The sequence below is a fragment of the Corynebacterium glucuronolyticum DSM 44120 genome (assembly GCF_030440595.1).
Taxonomy (GTDB): domain Bacteria; phylum Actinomycetota; class Actinomycetes; order Mycobacteriales; family Mycobacteriaceae; genus Corynebacterium; species Corynebacterium glucuronolyticum.
Map to the genome: position 1 here is coordinate 1,814,836 of NZ_CP047452.1, position 17,224 is coordinate 1,832,059.

Sequence of the window (17,224 nt, forward strand, 5' to 3'; positions counted from 1 at the left end):
ACTTGTGGATAACTTTGGGTGTTTATCTGCACCGGCCGATCTTTAGACATACCGTGAGTGCCATGACAGCAATCCTCGGGAGTCTCGCAGACTCGCTCCACGGCACCGCCATATTCGCGGAGGTAGCAACCCTCGCGAATACGGCGGCATTACGCGTGGAAAAACTCACCGAGGAATTTGGCTTTTCGCAGCACTTTGCCAAAGAGCTCGTTGCTGCGGCCCGCACCTGGGTGCCCTACGAGGACCCCGAAGGCAAAACGAAAGCGATCTCCGTTCAGCAACTCATCCTCATCGCCAAGGCGGTCGAACTCACAGCCGCCGAAGACAAAGAGACCACACGCGACATGCTCCTCGCATACGCCTGCGAAGGTCACACGTGGAAAGAGCTGAAGGCCAAGATCTCCGACACCCACCGGGTGGTGAAAACCCGCAAGGTAAGCGACTCGGTCACCGTCTCCGCCGTCGCCGATGCCTGCGGCATGAAGCACGCGCATATTAAGCTGGAAGCCCTTAAGATGGACCGCTTCATCGGGCTGATCGCCGAGGCTTCCACCGCGCCGAGCGACCTACCGGAATCCTTCCGCTGGGCGCAAGGCCTCAACCGCATCGTTCAAGACTACGAGGATGGGGTGTGCGGAACGACGTCGACAAGGCTCTGGAACCGACGACTAGCACCAGCGTTCATACTTCCTATCCCGGACTCCACCTACATCGGCGACGGCAAGTTCGCCACCACCGACGGCGATATCCTCGATGCCGAAGAACTCGCCAACTGCCGACTCGAGCCCTACGGCTTCGCCGTCATGTACGACGGGAACAAAAAACTCTCCTGCACCCTCCCACTCAAGAACCAACGGTTCGCCGACGGCGCGCTCCGCACCGGTATCGCCTGCGACCAGATCTTCTGCACCCACCCCGGCTGCTACCGCATCGGCACGTACAGCCAAGCCCACCACGACAAATCCTGGGCTTCTGGCGGCGAAACGACCGCAGAAAACATCCTCATAGCCTGCAAATACCACAACGGACAAAACGACGACGACCCCACAAAACCCAAACACGGCCGTCACGAACGCGACCCCGTCAACGGCGACCCGCGCTACGTCCCGCCCGACGGTGGGCCGCCCCGCTACCACGACAGCCCATGCCGGGGTTACACCGGCAGAGACATCGCCGGCACGATCCTCGACGAGGAAAAACGCGCCGGGCACCGCGACGACGGCCGCGATGACGACAGGCGCGACAGCAACTGCACCGATGATGACCGCTGCGCAGACGGCGACGACAACAGCGAATAAAACCCTGCTCGCCCACAGGCATGCCTGTGGGGCGAGCAGTGCTGCGCTCCCCCAACATCACCGTGTACTCTTTCGCATATGTGTGGAATTGTTGGATACGTCGGTAACCCCGAAAACGAACAGCTAGTCAACGACGCCCTCCACGTGTGCCTCGAAGGCCTCCGTCGCCTCGAATACCGTGGATACGACTCCGCCGGCGTCGCCGTTATTTCAAACGATGTTATCGCCTACCGAAAGAAGGCAGGCAAGGTTAGCGAATTGGAAAAGGCACTCGATGCCTCACCCCTACCAACAGCGCCTATTGGTATTGGGCACACGCGTTGGGCAACCCACGGTGGCCCAACCGACAACAATGCCCACCCGCACGTCGTAGATAACAGTCGTCTCGCCGTAGTGCACAACGGCATTATCGAGAACTTCGCGGAGCTCAAGCGCGAGCTCATCGCCACCGGCGTGCACTTCTACTCCGACACGGACACCGAGGTCGCGGCGAACCTGATCGCCCATTACTACAACACGGAAGCCGCCGGTGACCTTACTAAGGCCATGCAGCTCGCTGTCGCCCGTTTGGAGGGGGCTTTCACTCTCCTGGCTATCCACGCCGAGCACCCAGATCGGATCGTCGCCGCTCGTCGCAACTCACCCTTGGTAATTGGGCTTGGCGACGGCGAGAACTTCCTTGGCTCGGATGTCACCGCCTTCATCGACCACACCAAGCATTGCGTGGAGATGGGCAACGACCAGATCGTCACCATCACGGCTGACGACTACGAGATCACCGACTTCGAGGGGGCTCCTGCCGAGGGCAAGCCCTTCGAGGTGCAGTGGGATGCTGCAGCCGCAGAAAAGGGCGGCTTCGACTCCTTCATGGACAAAGAAATTCACGACCAGCCCGCCGCTGTTCGTGACACCCTCATGGGACGCCTGGATGAGAATGGACACATTCAACTCGACGAGCTGAACATTGACGAGTCGGTGCTCCGCAGCGTCGACAAGATTGTTGTGATTGCTTGTGGTACGGCAAGCTATGCCGGGCAGGTGGCGCGCTACGCCATCGAGCACTGGTGCCGCATCCCCACCGAAGTGGAGTTGGCGCACGAGTTCCGTTACCGGGATCCGATTGTCAACGAAAAGACCCTCGTGGTTGCGCTCAGCCAGTCGGGCGAAACGATGGACACGCTCATGGCCGTGCGCCACGCGAAGGAGCAGGGCGCCAAGGTTATTGCCATCTGCAACACCAACGGCTCCTCGATTCCCCGCGAGGCCGACGCGAACCTGTACACGCATGCCGGCCCGGAGGTCGCCGTCGCCTCGACGAAGGCGTTCCTCGCCCAGATTACGGCCGCTTATCTCTTGGGCCTCTACCTGGCTCAGCTGCGTGGCAACATGTACGCCGACGAGATCAGCGACATTCTCAACTCGTTGACGGAGATGCCGGAGAAGGTGCAGCAGGTCATTGACAAGGAAGAGGAAATCAAAAAGCTCGGCCGTGATCTGTCCAATTCCACGAGCGTTCTCTTTCTTGGTAGGCATGTGGGGTTCCCCGTCGCGCTCGAGGGAGCCCTCAAGCTCAAGGAAATCGCCTACATCCACGCCGAGGGTTTTGCTGCCGGCGAGCTGAAGCACGGCCCGATCGCGCTTGTCGAACCCGGCCAGCCGGTCTTCGTCATCGTGCCGAGTCCTCGTGGTAGGAATGAGCTCCACGCGAAGGTAGTGTCCAATATTCAGGAGATTAAGGCCCGTGGCGCCATCACGACGGTAATCGCCGAGGAAGGCGACGAGGCCGTTGTCGAGCACGCCGACCACGTCATCTGGATTCCGCAGTGCGCAACACTTATGCAGCCCCTCCTGGCGACGGTGCCGCTGCAGATCTTCGCCTGCGCCCTGGCGGGTGCAAAGGGGCTGGACATTGACCAGCCGCGTAACCTCGCCAAGTCGGTGACGGTGGAATAGCCGTTAGGCCTCCTTGAACCCCGCGAATCCGCGGGGTTTTTTCCATTGCTCGACAACGACGGTGACGTGGCCGGGGCGTCGAAAAGCGGATGGTTGCTCACACAAGCGTTCGAGGAGCTCCTCACACGCTGCGCGGTCCCCCTCGGCGACAACCTCAACGCGACCATCCCACTTATTGCGAGCCTCCCCCCTCAATCCGAGGGCAAGCGCCTGAGACTTCACCCACCACCGAAAGCCCACGCCCTGGACGTGCCCGTGAACAAAAGCGAGAAGCTGTGCGTCAGTCATGGGTTGCATTCTACCGGCGGGCGGAGAAGCATAGACCGCATGGTAAGAGGACTCACTCGCGGCGATAAAGGATTCAACAGAGCAATTCTGGCAATGGTCTTGGTAGGGTTTGCGGCGTTCAACGCCATGTACTGTACCCAAGCTCTCCTCCCCCAGCTTTCCGACGCTTTCCAGTCCTCACCCTCCACCTCCGCCCTCACCGTCTCCGCCACAACCGGCGCCATCGCCCTCGGGGTCATCCCCGTCTCCATCCTCTCCGAGCGCTACGGTCGCGGGCGCGTCCTATCCATTTCTCTGCTCGTCGCCACCATCATTGCCCTCGGCCTCCCCTTCACGCCCTCGATCGGCTCCCTCATCGCGCTGCGCGGCGTGCAAGGCTTGGCGATCTCCGGTGTTCCCGCCGTCGCTATGGCCTGGATTTCCGAAGAAATCGATGCCTCCGCCGTACCCGTCGTCATGGGCTGGTACATCGCCTCCGACTCCATCGGCGGATTATCGGGCAGGCTCATTCCCGCGTTTGTATCCAATGCCTACGGGTGGCGCTGGGCTCTGGCGGTGAATGCCGTCGTGTCGGTGGGGCTAGCCATCGTTGCGCTCATCGCTTTACCAAGACAGCGTCGCTTCGTTGCCCGCTCATTGACGTTTGCTGGCGAATTCCGGGCGATTGTGCGCCACTGGCGCAGGCCACTTCTTGTCGCACTGTTTGCCATCCCCTTCTTGGCGCTGGGCCTGTTCGTCACCATGTACAACTTCGTGGGCTACCACCTCACCGAAGAATTCGGCTTCCCACCGGCGCTCATCGGCTTCCTCTTCATCCTCTATCTGTCCGGAACGTGGTCCTCGACGCAGGCGGGCAAGCTCAGCTCGAAGGTGGGACCGGGGCGGGTCTTGGTAGGAGGAGGGATCCTTTCCGCCCTCGGGCTGGTGGCCACCTACTCCGCCTCCCTCCCCCTCATGATCGCGGGGCTTGTGGTGTTCACGGCTTCCTTTTTCGCCATTCACTCGACGGCGTCGGCGACGGTGGGGCTCGTGGCGGACAAGGGGCGCGCGGAGGCGTCGTCTAGCTATGTGTTCAGCTACTACATGGGCTCGTCTATCCTGGGGTCGTCACTCGGCTTCGTTTACGAGGACTTCGGTTGGACGGGGCTCGTGACGGCACTCTTGGTAGGCACCGCGTTGATGCTCGTCTTCATCGCCTTTGTTGCCCACCGGGTGGAGAAGCCCGCCGCCTAGTAGCGGCGCTGGCAGTGGGGGCAGTAGGTCGATCCGCGCCCGCCGATCTTTTCCTTCACCATCTCGGTACCGCAGCGGTCGCACGGCAGTCCTGCCTTACCGTAGGCGTTGAGTGACCGGTCGAAATATCCCGACTCTCCATTGACGTTGACGTAGAGCTCGTCGAAGGAGGTGCCGCCTTGGGCGAGCGCGTCGCGCATCACATCTTGCCCGGCGAGCAGGAGTTCTGTGAGCCGGTGGGGGCTCACGTGGCTGCGGGTTTGGCGCGGGTGAAGGCGGGCACGCCACAGCATCTCATCGGCGTAGATGTTGCCGATGCCACTGACGATTCCCTGGTTGAGGAGGGCGGGTTTCAGCTCTCCGCGCCCGCGCTTTAGGTGCTTTGCGACGCCTCGTATGTCCAGCGATGCGTCGAGGAGGTCGGGGGCGATGTGGGCAAGGGTGACGGGGAGGCCGTCGACAAGCTCAGAAAGAGACCAGGAGCCGAAGGTGCGCTGATCCACAAACTGGACGGTCAGACCGTCGAGTTCGGCGACGATACGCGTGTGCGGGGAGACCGGCCGCGCCGTCTGAGTGATCCGCATCTGACCACTCATGCGCAGGTGGATGACGAGCGCTTCCGCGCCGTCCAGGACGAGCCACAGGAACTTTCCTCGTCTTCCCGTGCCACAAATTTCGCGCCCCGCAAGGCGCGGGGCGAGGGCCTCCGTACTGCGGGCGGCGCGGGGGTGGAGGACGGAAACCGATACGAATCGGTGCCCTACCAAGAGCCGGTCGAGCCCCCGACGAACGACCTCGACCTCAGGAAGTTCGGGCAATGTTTTGTTCCCTCAACACCGTGACCGCCTGCTTGGCGGCAAGCTGCTCAGCCGCCTTCTTGTTGTGGCCCTGGCCGGTACCAACAACTTTCCCATCAATGATGGCAGTTGCGGTGAAGAAACGGTCGTGGTCTGGACCGGTGAAGCTCGCCTCGTACTCGGGCATGGGGAGCTTGCGCTCGGCGGCGCGCTCCTGCAGGAGGGTCTTCCAATCCGTGTGGATGGAATCGGAGGAGGCATGAACGATCTTCTCGTGGAAAAGCGTCAGGATGGTGTGCCGGGCCGTCTCGAATCCGTGCTCGAGGAAGATCGCGCCGAAGAGAGCCTCGGTGGTGTCCGCGAGGATGGAGTCCTTTTCGCGGCCGTCGGTAAGAATTTCGCCGCGACCGAGCAGAATATACTTACCAAGACCAATCTCGCGGGCAATATCTGCCAGGCCGAAGCGGGAAACGATGCGGGCACGCATCTTGGAGATGACGGATTCTGGCGAGGATGGATACGTTTCGAACAGTTTCCATGCCACGGAGCAGCCGAGCACCGAGTCGCCGAGGAACTCCAGGCGTTCGTTGTTGGGTAGTCCGCCATTCTCGTTGGCAAACGAGCGGTGTGTGAGCGCCAGTCGGAGTAGTTCTGGAGAAACAGTTGTTCCCAGCTTTTCCAACAGCGGGGCGTGGTCGACAGCGGCGAAGGCCTCTTCTAGTGCTGCTTCACCGGTGAGGCGCTTCTTTTTGCTCATTTAAACTTCTCCAGTCCGGCCCAGCGCGGGTCGATGAGCTCGTCCGGGTCTTGTGATTCGGGGACCTCGGCTTCCTCCGGGCATGGCGAGCCCGTCAAACTATCGCAGGTAGGGTTAAACGGGAAGGAGGTTCCTGCCTCGTCGATGACCACCTGTGCGAGGTCCATGATGTTGTTTTCTACGCGGGGGATGTCGTCTTCTTCGTCATCTTCTTCAGCCCCATCATCGTGGGTGGTGATGAAGGAATCGGTAAGCGCAAAGATCTGGTCGATATCGATGCTGACCCCGACGGCATGCTCGGTGAGACACCGGGAGCACTGAGCCTTCGCTGTGCCCGTCACAGATCCGTGGACGTGGATCCCCTCGCCAAGCGGGAGCAGGTCGACATCGAGGGTGATGTCGTCTCCTTCCTCGATGGCCATCATCTCCAGCCCGATGCGCTGCGGGCTACCGCCAGTCTGCGTTACATGTTCCGGCTCGGTGACACCGCGGACGAAGCGTGTGCAGTCTATTCGTAGTGGATTTCCCATAACGTATCCACCTTAACGGTCGAGACGACTCGACGCGCCGGAGGCTCCCGCCCCACGGCGGAGCGCGGAACGGTCGCGGGATACGGAGCGCAACGTGGACTCCAGGGATGCCTCGAAATCGGCGAGCTTGCTATCGACAAAGTCGTCACACTCGCGGCGCAGGCGGTTGGACTCGGTGTGCGCCTCGTCCACGACGCGGTGGGCTTCTTCCTTGGCCACACGCACGACCTCTGCCTCGGAGACGAGACGTGCTTGCTCAGCCAGGCCATCATCGACGCTGCGCTGGTAGGCTTCCTTGGCCTGCGTAGACAACGTGTCCGCCTCTTGGTGGGCGCGACTAATGGTGGAATCGGCATCCCGCTGCGCCCGCTCGGTCACTTCATCGGCCTCTTGATAAGCGTCGTCGAGGGTGCGCTTGGCTTTCTCCTCTGCGTCACGCACAAGGCGATCTGCCTCTGCCTTGGCCTCCTCGAGGATGCGGTCGGCTTCGGCGGCCGACTGGGTTTCTAGTTGGTAGGCCTTTTCCTCGGCGTCGTGAATAATCCGATCGGATTCGTCGAGGACATCTTGAGCTTCGTCCATTTCATGCGGTATAGCGTCGCGGAGATCGTCGAGCCACTGCTGCATCTCGACGCGGGGAACCATGCAGTTTGCGGTCATGGGTACGCCGTAGGCGCGGTCAACGGTGTCAACGAGCTTGTCCAGCGAGTCAAATACTTTGAACATGAACCCAGGTTACCGGTTGAATCGGCGTGTACCGGGTTAACACCCCAAGAAGAGCAAAAATAATCGCCCCGTTCATTGAGAACGGGACGGCCACGATGTGCACGGGGCGCGAAAAGGGTGATCTTTAGACCACGCCGTGAGCGATCATGGCATCGGCGACCTTCTTGAATCCGGCAATATTCGCGCCGAGGACGTAGTTACCCTCGTGGCCGAAGTTGGCGGCAGTTTCGGAGGACGTGCGGAAGATGTTCTTCATGATCCGCTTGAGGCGGGCATCCGTCTCCTCGAAGGTCCAGTGGTCGCGGCCGGCGTTTTGCTGCATTTCCAGCGCGGAGGTGGCCACACCGCCAGCGTTGGAGGCCTTACCAGGAGCGTAATTGATGCCGTTTGACTGGTAGATCTCGATGGCCTCGTTGGTGGAGGGCATGTTGGCACCCTCGCAGACGAACTTCACGCCGTTTTCGACGAGGAGACGGGCGTGGGCACCGGTAATCTCGTTCTGGGTTGCGCACGGCAGGGCGATGTCGGCGGGCAGGGACCAGATCGTGCCGTCGGTGTGGAGGGTGGCACCGTCTGCTTCCTCGACATAATCGGCGACGCGGCCACGACGGACTTCCTTGACATCTTTGAGGAGTTCGAGGTCGACACCGTTCGGGCACTCGACCCAGCCGGAAGAGTCAGAGAAGCCGATGACGGTGGCACCGAGTTCCTGGGCCTTTTCGATGGCGTAGATGGCGACGTTGCCGGAGCCGGAGACGATGACCTTTGCGCCGTCGAAGGAAGCATTGTGGGCTCCCAACATCTCCTCGGTGAAGTAGACGAGACCGTAGCCGGTGGCCTCGGTGCGGACGAGGGAGCCACCCCAGGTCAGCCCCTTGCCGGTGAGCACGCCGGCCTCGTTGCGACGGGTCAGTCGCTTGTACTGGCCAAAGAGGTAGCCGATTTCACGGCCACCGACACCGATGTCACCGGCGGGCACGTCGGTGTACTCACCGATGTGGCGGAAGAGCTCCGTCATAAAGGACTGACAGAAGCGCATGACCTCGCCATCGGACTTGCCCTTGGGGTCGAAGTCGGAGCCACCCTTGCCGCCACCGATAGGCAGGCCGGTCAGCGAGTTTTTAAAGATCTGCTCGAACCCCAGGAATTTGATGATGCCGAGGTTGACAGACGGGTGAAAACGCAAACCGCCCTTGTACGGGCCAAGGGCGGAGTTGAACTGGACGCGGAAGCCACGGTTGACTTGCACCTGGCTGCGGTCATCGATCCACGGGACGCGGAACATGATCTGGCGTTCTGGCTCGACAAGCCGCTCGATGAGGGCGTTGTCGGCGTAGCTGGGGTCCTTTTCCAGCACAAACTTAAGCGACCCCAAGACTTCCTCGACTGCCTGGTGGAATTCGGTCTCACCAGGGTTGCGCTTCTTAATCTGGTCGTAGTAGTTGGCGATTTTCTCGTCGACATTACTCATGTGGGAGGCCCTTCTAGGTCGCGTGTTTTCTAAAAACGTTACAATTTTCCAACTTTTGAGTGCATATATGCAAGCTACTTTAATGTTGCATTTATCACACCTTTCGTTAGTGCAGGCGATGCACCGTATCGCCCGTTCGTAACGTTGTGCATATATTAACACCAAAAAGTACGCGCGTACTGTATTTTCGCGTCGGCTACGCTTATTTTTATGATCATCGTTTCCCCTGACCGTTTTCCCCCGTTGAGCCCCGCAGAGGCCGCCGCTGCCATCGCCCCCGTAGTCGGTGGTACAGCTTTCCCGCTTATCGACGCCTACCTGGGCACATCCTCCCACTTCGCAGGCGAACGCATCACCCTACCAACGACGACGGTAACTGGTCGACTCACCGAGGCAACATATACGTTCAACCAGGAGATCACGACCGCCTTCATCGATATGGCCGCCGCCTCCGGGAAGGTCCCCGGGTACGATCCAGCCGACGGCGACTCGTACGGCACCGGTGTTCTCATTGCCGATGCCGTCGCTCGCAGGGCGACCACCATCGTCTTATCCACGGGAGGATCGGGTGCCCACGATCTTGGCGCGGGAATCCTCACCGCGCTCGGAGCGCAGCTGCAAACTGCCACCGGCCGGCGACTGAGCCCCGGGGCTCATGCCCTCGCCGAGCTGGGAAGTATCGACCTAAACAGCCTGAATACCGGGGTACTCGGCGTGACGTGGATTGTGTATGCGCCGGAGGTATGCGGGGTGGACGAGCTGCACCAACCGAGCGTCGAGAAGCTTACTGAGCTGACAGGTGTGGAGCCCACCGCAACAAGCGGCAGCGGCGGTGGGGTTCCCCTCGCATTGCAGTACCTGGTGAGCCTCGCGGGCACAGGAAAGGTGCTCGTTTTTAATCCCCTGACGATGTCCGAGCCGTATCAGCAGCTGCGTAGCTCAGCTGCGGATGCGGAGCTGATCATCACAGCTACACCGGCTGACAAGCCGACCGCCCTCACCCGCGCTGTACGTGTGGCCAGCGGAGACACCGACGTTATCGAGCTGACGGGGGCCGGTGAACGGGAGTGGACGGCACCAGCCCTGGCAGAGTGGGTGTCTAACGCTCTGCCTGAACGATCCACGGGTAAATAGCGGGAACCTCGAAATCGAGCTCGTTTTCCAAGAGCACCCGATCCGGCGGCAGATTCACCGCCGGTGTAAGTATCCGAGACAGGCGCATCGCCAGCTGGTTGACCGAGCCCGTGAAATCCGGCGCGGAGATGACAAACCGCGTCACTCCGGGTTGGTCCTCGACCTTTTCGTCGGCCGTCTCCGACGGCCGATACGTGGCTACCAACTGGTCAACAACCTCTGCGGGAAGTTCAGGATCGGGAAGGATATTGACACTCACCCGCGTATCCGCCACGCCAGGCAGATCGCGCGCTGTGCGCAGAAACGCCGAGCGGAGTTCGCGGGTTTTCTCCGCGGGCATGTACACGTCGAAGGTGATGGTCGCCATGAACCTAACTGTAGCCAATTAGTATGGGGAGCATGTCTCCTATTCATTCGCGTCCCCATCCGATCCAAACCATGGCCGATGGCACGATAAAACAGGTCAATCCGTTCTCCGGCACCGAGGTCTGGACGGTTCCCGGCCGCGGCAACCGCCCCCTTACTACCCCCGCCACTAACCCGCTCCCGCTCGGAGCAGATGCGCACACGAACAGTTGCGCTTTCTGTTCTGGGAACCTCGATGCCACCCCACCGGAAAAATCCCGCATGGTGCGCACCGACAACGGCTGGGAGATCCTCCGCGGTCTCCAGCACAGCCAGCTGCACGATACGACCCCCGAGTTCCGCCGCGTACCCAACCTGTTCGAGATCGTCACCTATGACTACTGGGAAAAGAACTACGGGTTCACCATGGATCCCGATCTCCACGAGCGAATGGAACGCTACATGTCCGAGCCGGCCGGCAAGGAGCATGTTCTGAACATCGTCCGTACCCGCCTGAAGGCTGCGGGCCAAGATCCGAACCAGCCGGAAGAAGAGCTCGTGCGTCGCGCGCAGGGCTACTTCGGTGGTGGTCACGATGTCATCATCGCTAGGCGCCACTTCACCGACGATGCCACCCACGACAACCAGCTCGCCTCCTCTGGCACCCTGACGGAAGACGAGCACCGTGCTTTTACGCAGTTCACCATCGACGGCATCCACGACCTCTACCAGCGCAACCGCTACGCGCACTACGTGGTCGCCTTCCAGAACTGGTTGAAGCCCGCCGGCGCGTCCTTCGATCACCTCCACAAGCAACTCGTCGCCGTCGATGATCGCGGTGTGCAGGCCGACCAGGAGATCGCCACCCTGCGTTCCAATCCGAACATGTACAACGAGTGGGCAGTGGACTACGCGGGATACCGCAACCTCATCATCGCCGAAAACGATCACGCTGTATGCTTCGCTGGTTTCGGCCACCGCTACCCCACCCTCGAGATCTACTCCAAGTCTGCTTCGTGCTTTCCGTGGGAGCACACCGCCGAGGAAGTCAACGACATGAGCGACCTCATCCATGCCTGCCACGCGGCAACCGGGCCCGACGTTCCGTGCAACGAGGAGTGGTACCACCAGCCGATCGACCTCGACGTTGCCATGCCGTGGCGCGTCATGATCAAGTGGCGCGTATCCACCCTCGCCGGATTCGAGGGTGGCACGAAGATCTACATCAACACCCGCTCTCCCTGGGACGTGCGTGACCGGATGGTACCGGAGTTTTACCGCCTGCGCGACGAAGGCATCATCAACAAGAACATCCGCATCGCGATGGAGTGCGGCCTGGAACGCAACAGCCTTAAGTACAACCCCACCCTGAAATAGGAATTCATGTCACCTGCATCTATTGCTGAACTTCTCACTTCTCCCGCTGCACCCGCCTACGAGTGGTTGTGGCAGCACTACGAGTGGCTCCACCGCCACCCCGAGCTGTCGCTCGAAGAGGAGCACACAGCCGCCTACATCGCGGATGTCCTCTCGAAGTTCGACTGCGAGGTCTCCACGGGTATAGGTGGGCACGGACTCGTCGCCGTGTTCCGTAACGGAGACGGTCCGACAGCGCTCATGCGAGCCGACTTCGACGGCCTCCCCGTTCCGGAAGAGACGGGCGCACCATATGCGTCGGAGAACGAAGGGGTCATGCACGCCTGTGGGCACGATGTCCACGTCACCGCCCTCCTCGGGGCATGCAAGCTTATCGACGCTTCTCGCGAGCGCTGGTCTGGCACGTTCATCGCCCTGTTCCAGCCGGCGGAGGAAATCACCCGTGGCGCATCGATGATGATCGAGGACGGCCTGTCCTCCCACATCCCCCGCCCGGATGTGTGCTTCGGCCAGCACATTCTTCCCGGTCCGGCGGGCACTGTGTACACGATGCCGGGGCCCGCCGCAGCCGCCTGCGACACGCTGACCATCACCATCCACGGTCGCAGCTCGCACGGCTCCATGCCGCACCTGGGTGTGGATCCGACGATCATCGCCGCGCACATCATTCTGCGACTGCAATCGATCGTCGGCCGCGAGGTGTACCCAGGAGATTTTGCGGTGATCACCGTGGGCAAGCTCCGTGCCGGCACGCGGAACAATATCGTGCCGGAGAAAGCCGAGCTTGTCCTCAACACCCGTTTCTACGACGAGGTTGTCCGCGACCGCTGCTACCGTTCCATTGAGCGCGTGGTAAAGGCCGAATGCGAAGCCTCCGCCTGCCCTGCAGAGCCGGAGATCGTATACTCCGCCCACGGCGAGCTCACCGACAACTCCCCCGAGGTGTTTAACACCATCCGCCCCGTCTTTGACGAGGCCTTCGGGGAGGATTCCGTCGATGCCACCCCATGGACCGCCTCCGACGATTTCAGCGAAATCCCCCGCCACTTCGATGCTCCGTACGTCTACTGGACGCTCGGCATGACCCCGCGGGCAGTGTGGGACGCGGACCCGGCTGCGGCTCCGAGTAACCACCAGTCCACGTTTCTGCCGGATCCAGAGCCAACGCTCACCGCTGCGTGGAAAGCTGCGGCTCTCGCACCGCTAGCGTATCTAGCGAGATAAAATATTCCCCCGCAGCGTCCGCTGTGGGGGAATTTTTCTACTTGGTGCTCGGAGTCTCGCCAAGCAGGTGAACGTGAATCATGTTCGTGTTACCGGACACTCCGGGCGGGGTACCAGCGACGACAACCATCATGTCGTCGCGCTTGTACTCTTCCATAGCCAGGAGGGCCTTGTTCACCTCACCCAGCATCTCGTCGGTGGTTTCGACCTCCGGGCAGAGGAATGTCTCGCAGCCCCAGGTGAGAGCCAGCTGGCTGCGCACCTCCGGGTGCGGGGTGAAGACCAAAAGCGGCAGGTGCGAGTGCAGGCGAGCAACGCGCTTGGCCGTATCACCAGAGGTGGTGAAGGCAACGAGGGCCTTGGCGTTGAGGCGCTCAGCGATATCGCGAGCGGAGTAGCTGATAACGCCACGCTTCGTGCGCGGGATGTGGCTGAGCGGCGGAACAACGCCGTCGAGCTCCGCGGAGCGCACGATACGCGCCATGGTCTGAACGGTCAGCTGCGGGTGAGCACCGACGGAAGTCTCGCCGGAAAGCATGACTGCATCCGCGCCGTCGAGAACGGCGTTGGCCACGTCAGAGGCCTCGGCGCGAGTCGGACGGGAGTTTTCAATCATGGAGTCGAGCATCTGCGTAGCCACGATGACGGGCTTAGCGTTCTCGCGGGCGATCTGGATGGCGCGCTTCTGGACGAGCGGCACCTCCTCCAGAGGCACCTCCACGCCGAGGTCGCCACGGGCGATCATAACGGCATCAAACGCCAGAATAATGGACTCGAGCGCATCAATGGCCTCGGGCTTTTCCAGTTTTGCGATAACCGGAACGCGGCGGCCTTCCTCATCCATGACCTTGTGGACGAGATCCACATCGGCGGGGGAACGCACGAACGACAGAGCAATGAAGTCAACACCGAGTTTCAGGGCGAAACGCAGGTCGCGAATGTCCTTCTCGCTCAGGGCAGGAACAGAAATGTTCATGCCAGGAAGGGACACACCCTTGTTGTTGGAGACGGGGCCACCTTCGACGACCTCGCACACGACATCGTTGCCCTTGACCTCCTTGCAGACGAGGGCGACTTTGCCGTCGTCGACAAGCAGACGGTCGCCGGGCTTCGCGTCCTTGGCCAGGCCCTTGTACGTGGTGGACACGCGGTCGTGCGTGCCTTGCACGTCATCGACAGTGATGGTGACGATCTCGCCATCATTCCACACCGTTGCACCGTCAATAAAGCGACCGAGACGAATCTTCGGGCCTTGGAGGTCGGCGAGGACGCCAACAGCCTTGCCCGTCTCGTCACCGGCCTCACGGGTCCAGTTGTAGTTCTTTACATGATCTTCGTAATCGCCATGGGAGAAGTTCAGCCTGGCGACGTTCATACCAGCTTCAACAAGTCCCTTGATGCCTTCCTTGGAAGCAACAGCGGGACCGAGCGTACACACGATCTTAGTTCTTCTTTGCACGCCTAAAGGGTAGGTCAAAAATGACAAAATGGCCACATGAAACCGGTCACTTTTCCACCTCTCCCACTATTCGTGCAGGTCAGACCGTAGGAAAAAAATCCACATAAACAAACATAAACGGACAAAACGACGTATTAGTTTGCTTTTAAGGGTCGCGGATCAACCTCTGCAGGTGTTTCTCTTCGCCCCTTCCTCACCACCAGGAACAACACGGCAAGCAGGAAAAATACGGTCGAGGTAATGGTGTTGATCCGCAGACCCCAGACCATCGTCGCCGCGTCATCACGCATGAGTTCCACCATGAAGCGACCCAGCATATACGACGCGACGTACAAACCAAACACACGACCACGCCCCATCTGGAACTTCTTGTCCGCCCAGATGAGAAAGACACAAACCGCCACATTCCACAGCGCCTCATACAAAAACGTCGGATGCACGACACTCATGATTTCTCCGGTCGAATGGCCGGTCACGGGGGCAGACTCCCCGGCCTCGTTAACGCGATAGTAAATCTCCAAACCCCACGGAACATCCGTCGGGCGACCATACAACTCCTGGTTGAAATAATTCCCGAAGCGACCAATCGCCTGCGCCAAGACGAGTCCCGGCGCGACAGCATCAGCCAGTGGCGCAATTGGCAGTCCTTTGCTGCGCATCATCACCCACACGGCCAGAACACCAAGGATCACGGCACCCATGATGCCCAATCCCCCCTGCCACACGTATAGGGCCTCCACCGGGTTACAGGTGGAACAGAAGTAAGAATCGTAGTCGGTGGCAACGTGGTACAAGCGCCCCCCAATAAGACCTGCCGGCACAGCGACTACGGCTGCGTCCATCACCACATCAGCATCGCCACCCCGGGCAACGTAGCGCTTCGTTGACAACCACAGCGCAACAACGACACCCGTGATGATGCACAGCGCGTACGCCCTAATCGGAAGCGGGCCGATAAACCACACCCCTTGGGGTGGAGAGGGAATGGTGGCAAGGATAGTTTCGGACACGCAGGCACCTTTCACTTGTGAGATTACTACCCACAACAATGTACCCTAACGGGCTGAGGGGCACGCCGGGTGCATACCGGCTGCCACAAGCGACCGGCACAGTCTATCCGGTGTAGTCGAACGCGACAGTGCCTCACCCACAACAACGGCGTCGGCACCCGCACCCGCGTAGCGCATCAGATCCACAGGCGTGGACACCCCTGATAACGCCACTTTCACCACCGAACTGGGCAACCCGGGTGCAATAAGCGGGAAACGCCCCCGATCGATTGTCCGCGTACGCATGTCACGAGCGTCCACGCCGATGATGCGGGCGCCGGCGGTAACACCGCGGTCGGCTTCTTCCTCCGAAGCCACCTCGACGATTGCTTCCATGCCTAATGAGTGAACCCGGTCGAGCAAAGCCACGAGGCGATCCTGTTCGAGGGCAGCAACTTGGAGAGCAACGAGATCTGCACCGTAGTATCTCGCCTCGTGCACCTGGTACGGGTCGACGATGAAAGATTTACACCACACCGGTGTGGAGACGTTCTCTTTTACCGTGCGCACATCCTCGAGGCTGCCGTTAAAACGCCTTCCCTCCGTTTGGCACCCAATGATGCATGCTCCCGACTCCTCACACAAGCGAGCAAGAGCTGCAGGATCCGCTACAGGCATAACATGGTTGGTCACCGGATCCGCGCGTTTGATCTCCGCGATCACGCAACAACCTGGTTTTTGTAGTACGGAAAGGACATCGCGGGCAGGAGGAACATTGCGCGAAAGACGCTTGATCTCTTTGAAGGGCACAACCTCTTCGCGGGCAGCCACATCAGCAATAACGCCCTCAAGGATATTGTCGAATAAGGTGGCCATCATGCATCACTCCGCCCGCACGCGTAACCGCGTGTAGTGCTGCTCCTCAAAAACTGTGGCCATGCCGAGAATATTAGCCCGCTGAGGTAGTCGGCACGAAATCCACCGATATCTGTTGACTACCCCCGGTCTTCGTCTCTACCTGTTAAATCAATTCCTTCGTCCAGAGCATCCCACATGACGCGCTCCGAATCAGGCGCCGCCTCAATGTCGCTTTCCAGCTGCTGCCTCCGTGTACCCGTCGCTTCCAGCATGTCCGCTTTTTTCGTGTCCTTACCGGGACGCATCGCCAGGATGACACCCGCTGCAATCGCAGCTGCTGCTGCAACAACCGTGCATCCAGGCCCAATTGCTGATACATCGACACCTGTGATCTCCGCCCAATGGCTGATTCGCACAGGGTCCGTGGCTTTAGCAGACACGGCACCTGTGGCGAGGATATTCCACACCCGGTCGCTGTCTGCACCAGCAGTGAGAAGCATGATCGGAGAATACGCCAGCACGGCACCAGCCAGCGCCGCCAGTACCCCCGTCACGCGGCGACCAGCGGACTTGGTAACTAAGGCGACGAGGAGAAACGCGATCAGCGCAAACGAGGCGATCTGCAGCTCCGTCGCCCATGCGGCTCCGCTCAACACCTCAACGGAATCTCCGGCCTTATCGTCATTCACTGTCGCGTGCATCCACGGCAGTCGCGCAAGTAGCCAAGAGGCAAGACCGGAAAGTCCGAAGACAGCGGGGCAGACGTAACGGGTATTCATGGTCTT

Annotated in this window: 17 protein-coding genes; 6 read left to right on the forward strand and 11 right to left on the reverse strand. The window is 60.5% G+C overall.

Features of this window, described 5'->3' with window-relative positions; all coding sequences use genetic code 11:
* Nucleotides 1-62: 62 nt before the first annotated feature.
* Nucleotides 63-1,298, forward strand: coding sequence for an HNH endonuclease signature motif containing protein (locus CGLUCO_RS07980; protein ID WP_034989469.1), 1,236 nt, complete (start codon nt 63-65; stop codon nt 1,296-1,298).
* Between the two features lie 78 nt (nt 1,299-1,376).
* Nucleotides 1,377-3,251: a glutamine--fructose-6-phosphate transaminase (isomerizing) gene (gene glmS / locus CGLUCO_RS07985; protein ID WP_070739153.1), complete on the forward strand. Its 1,875-nt coding sequence runs from the start codon at nt 1,377-1,379 to the stop codon at nt 3,249-3,251.
* A 3-nt stretch (nt 3,252-3,254) separates the two neighbouring features.
* Here the strand turns inward: glmS and CGLUCO_RS07990 are convergent, their stop codons facing one another.
* Complete coding sequence (locus CGLUCO_RS07990) at nt 3,255-3,548, reverse strand: acylphosphatase (RefSeq protein ID WP_084037005.1); 294 nt, start codon at nt 3,546-3,548, stop codon at nt 3,255-3,257.
* A 30-nt stretch (nt 3,549-3,578) separates the two neighbouring features.
* On the opposite strand from CGLUCO_RS07990, the gene CGLUCO_RS07995 reads away from it, so the two are divergent.
* Nucleotides 3,579-4,772 carry an MFS transporter gene (locus CGLUCO_RS07995; protein ID WP_070739149.1) on the forward strand — a complete coding sequence of 398 codons (1,194 nt, stop codon included), beginning with the start codon at nt 3,579-3,581 and terminating at the stop codon, nt 4,770-4,772.
* Here CGLUCO_RS07995 and mutM read toward each other — a convergent pair.
* From mutM to gdhA, 5 genes are all read right to left on the reverse strand, one after another.
* Nucleotides 4,769-5,590: a bifunctional DNA-formamidopyrimidine glycosylase/DNA-(apurinic or apyrimidinic site) lyase gene (mutM, locus tag CGLUCO_RS08000; protein ID WP_005395596.1), complete on the reverse strand. Its 822-nt coding sequence runs from the start codon at nt 5,588-5,590 to the stop codon at nt 4,769-4,771. The two genes, CGLUCO_RS07995 and mutM, sit on opposite strands and share 4 nt — an antisense overlap.
* Nucleotides 5,574-6,326 carry a ribonuclease III gene (gene rnc / locus CGLUCO_RS08005; protein WP_005395594.1) on the reverse strand — a complete coding sequence of 251 codons (753 nt, stop codon included), beginning with the start codon at nt 6,324-6,326 and terminating at the stop codon, nt 5,574-5,576. Before rnc ends, mutM begins: the two co-directional genes overlap by 17 nt.
* Nucleotides 6,323-6,856: a YceD family protein gene (locus CGLUCO_RS08010; RefSeq protein WP_005395592.1), complete on the reverse strand. Its 534-nt coding sequence runs from the start codon at nt 6,854-6,856 to the stop codon at nt 6,323-6,325. The genes rnc and CGLUCO_RS08010 overlap by 4 nt, the downstream gene beginning before the upstream one ends.
* Before the next feature lie 12 nt (nt 6,857-6,868).
* Complete coding sequence (locus CGLUCO_RS08015; RefSeq protein WP_005389568.1) at nt 6,869-7,582, reverse strand: DivIVA domain-containing protein; 714 nt, start codon at nt 7,580-7,582, stop codon at nt 6,869-6,871.
* 124 nt (nt 7,583-7,706) lie between these two features.
* Nucleotides 7,707-9,053, reverse strand: coding sequence for an NADP-specific glutamate dehydrogenase (gene gdhA, locus CGLUCO_RS08020; protein WP_005389567.1), 1,347 nt, complete (start codon nt 9,051-9,053; stop codon nt 7,707-7,709).
* A gap of 210 nt (nt 9,054-9,263) precedes the next feature.
* On the opposite strand from gdhA, the gene CGLUCO_RS08025 reads away from it, so the two are divergent.
* Nucleotides 9,264-10,187: a glycerate kinase gene (locus CGLUCO_RS08025; RefSeq protein WP_005389566.1), complete on the forward strand. Its 924-nt coding sequence runs from the start codon at nt 9,264-9,266 to the stop codon at nt 10,185-10,187.
* Here CGLUCO_RS08025 and CGLUCO_RS08030 read toward each other — a convergent pair.
* The gene (locus CGLUCO_RS08030) at nt 10,153-10,554 is read right to left on the reverse strand and encodes a hypothetical protein (protein ID WP_005389565.1); all 402 of its coding nucleotides are present in this window, start codon (nt 10,552-10,554) and stop codon (nt 10,153-10,155) included. The genes CGLUCO_RS08025 and CGLUCO_RS08030 overlap by 35 nt on opposite strands.
* Before the next feature lie 32 nt (nt 10,555-10,586).
* Between CGLUCO_RS08030 and CGLUCO_RS08035 the strand changes: the two genes are divergently transcribed.
* Complete coding sequence (locus CGLUCO_RS08035) at nt 10,587-11,909, forward strand: DUF4921 family protein (RefSeq protein WP_196793921.1); 1,323 nt, start codon at nt 10,587-10,589, stop codon at nt 11,907-11,909.
* 6 nt (nt 11,910-11,915) lie between these two features.
* Nucleotides 11,916-13,133 carry an amidohydrolase gene (locus tag CGLUCO_RS08040; RefSeq protein WP_005395589.1) on the forward strand — a complete coding sequence of 406 codons (1,218 nt, stop codon included), beginning with the start codon at nt 11,916-11,918 and terminating at the stop codon, nt 13,131-13,133.
* A 37-nt stretch (nt 13,134-13,170) separates the two neighbouring features.
* On the opposite strand, the gene pyk is transcribed toward CGLUCO_RS08040, so the two are convergent.
* The 4 genes from pyk to CGLUCO_RS08060 form a co-directional block, all read right to left on the reverse strand.
* A complete protein-coding gene (gene pyk, locus CGLUCO_RS08045) occupies nt 13,171-14,592 on the reverse strand; it encodes a pyruvate kinase (protein WP_141759626.1) in 1,422 nt (473 codons plus the stop codon).
* Nucleotides 14,593-14,726: 134 nt separating this feature from the next.
* Nucleotides 14,727-15,602 carry a prolipoprotein diacylglyceryl transferase gene (lgt, locus tag CGLUCO_RS08050; protein ID WP_198481395.1) on the reverse strand — a complete coding sequence of 292 codons (876 nt, stop codon included), beginning with the start codon at nt 15,600-15,602 and terminating at the stop codon, nt 14,727-14,729.
* A gap of 45 nt (nt 15,603-15,647) precedes the next feature.
* Nucleotides 15,648-16,457, reverse strand: coding sequence for an indole-3-glycerol phosphate synthase TrpC (gene trpC / locus CGLUCO_RS08055; protein WP_198481511.1), 810 nt, complete (start codon nt 16,455-16,457; stop codon nt 15,648-15,650).
* Nucleotides 16,458-16,576: 119 nt separating this feature from the next.
* Nucleotides 16,577-17,218 (reverse strand): TIGR02234 family membrane protein, encoded by a 642-nt coding sequence (locus CGLUCO_RS08060; protein ID WP_084036999.1) that lies wholly within the window; start codon nt 17,216-17,218, stop codon nt 16,577-16,579.
* Nucleotides 17,219-17,224: the final 6 nt, after the last annotated feature.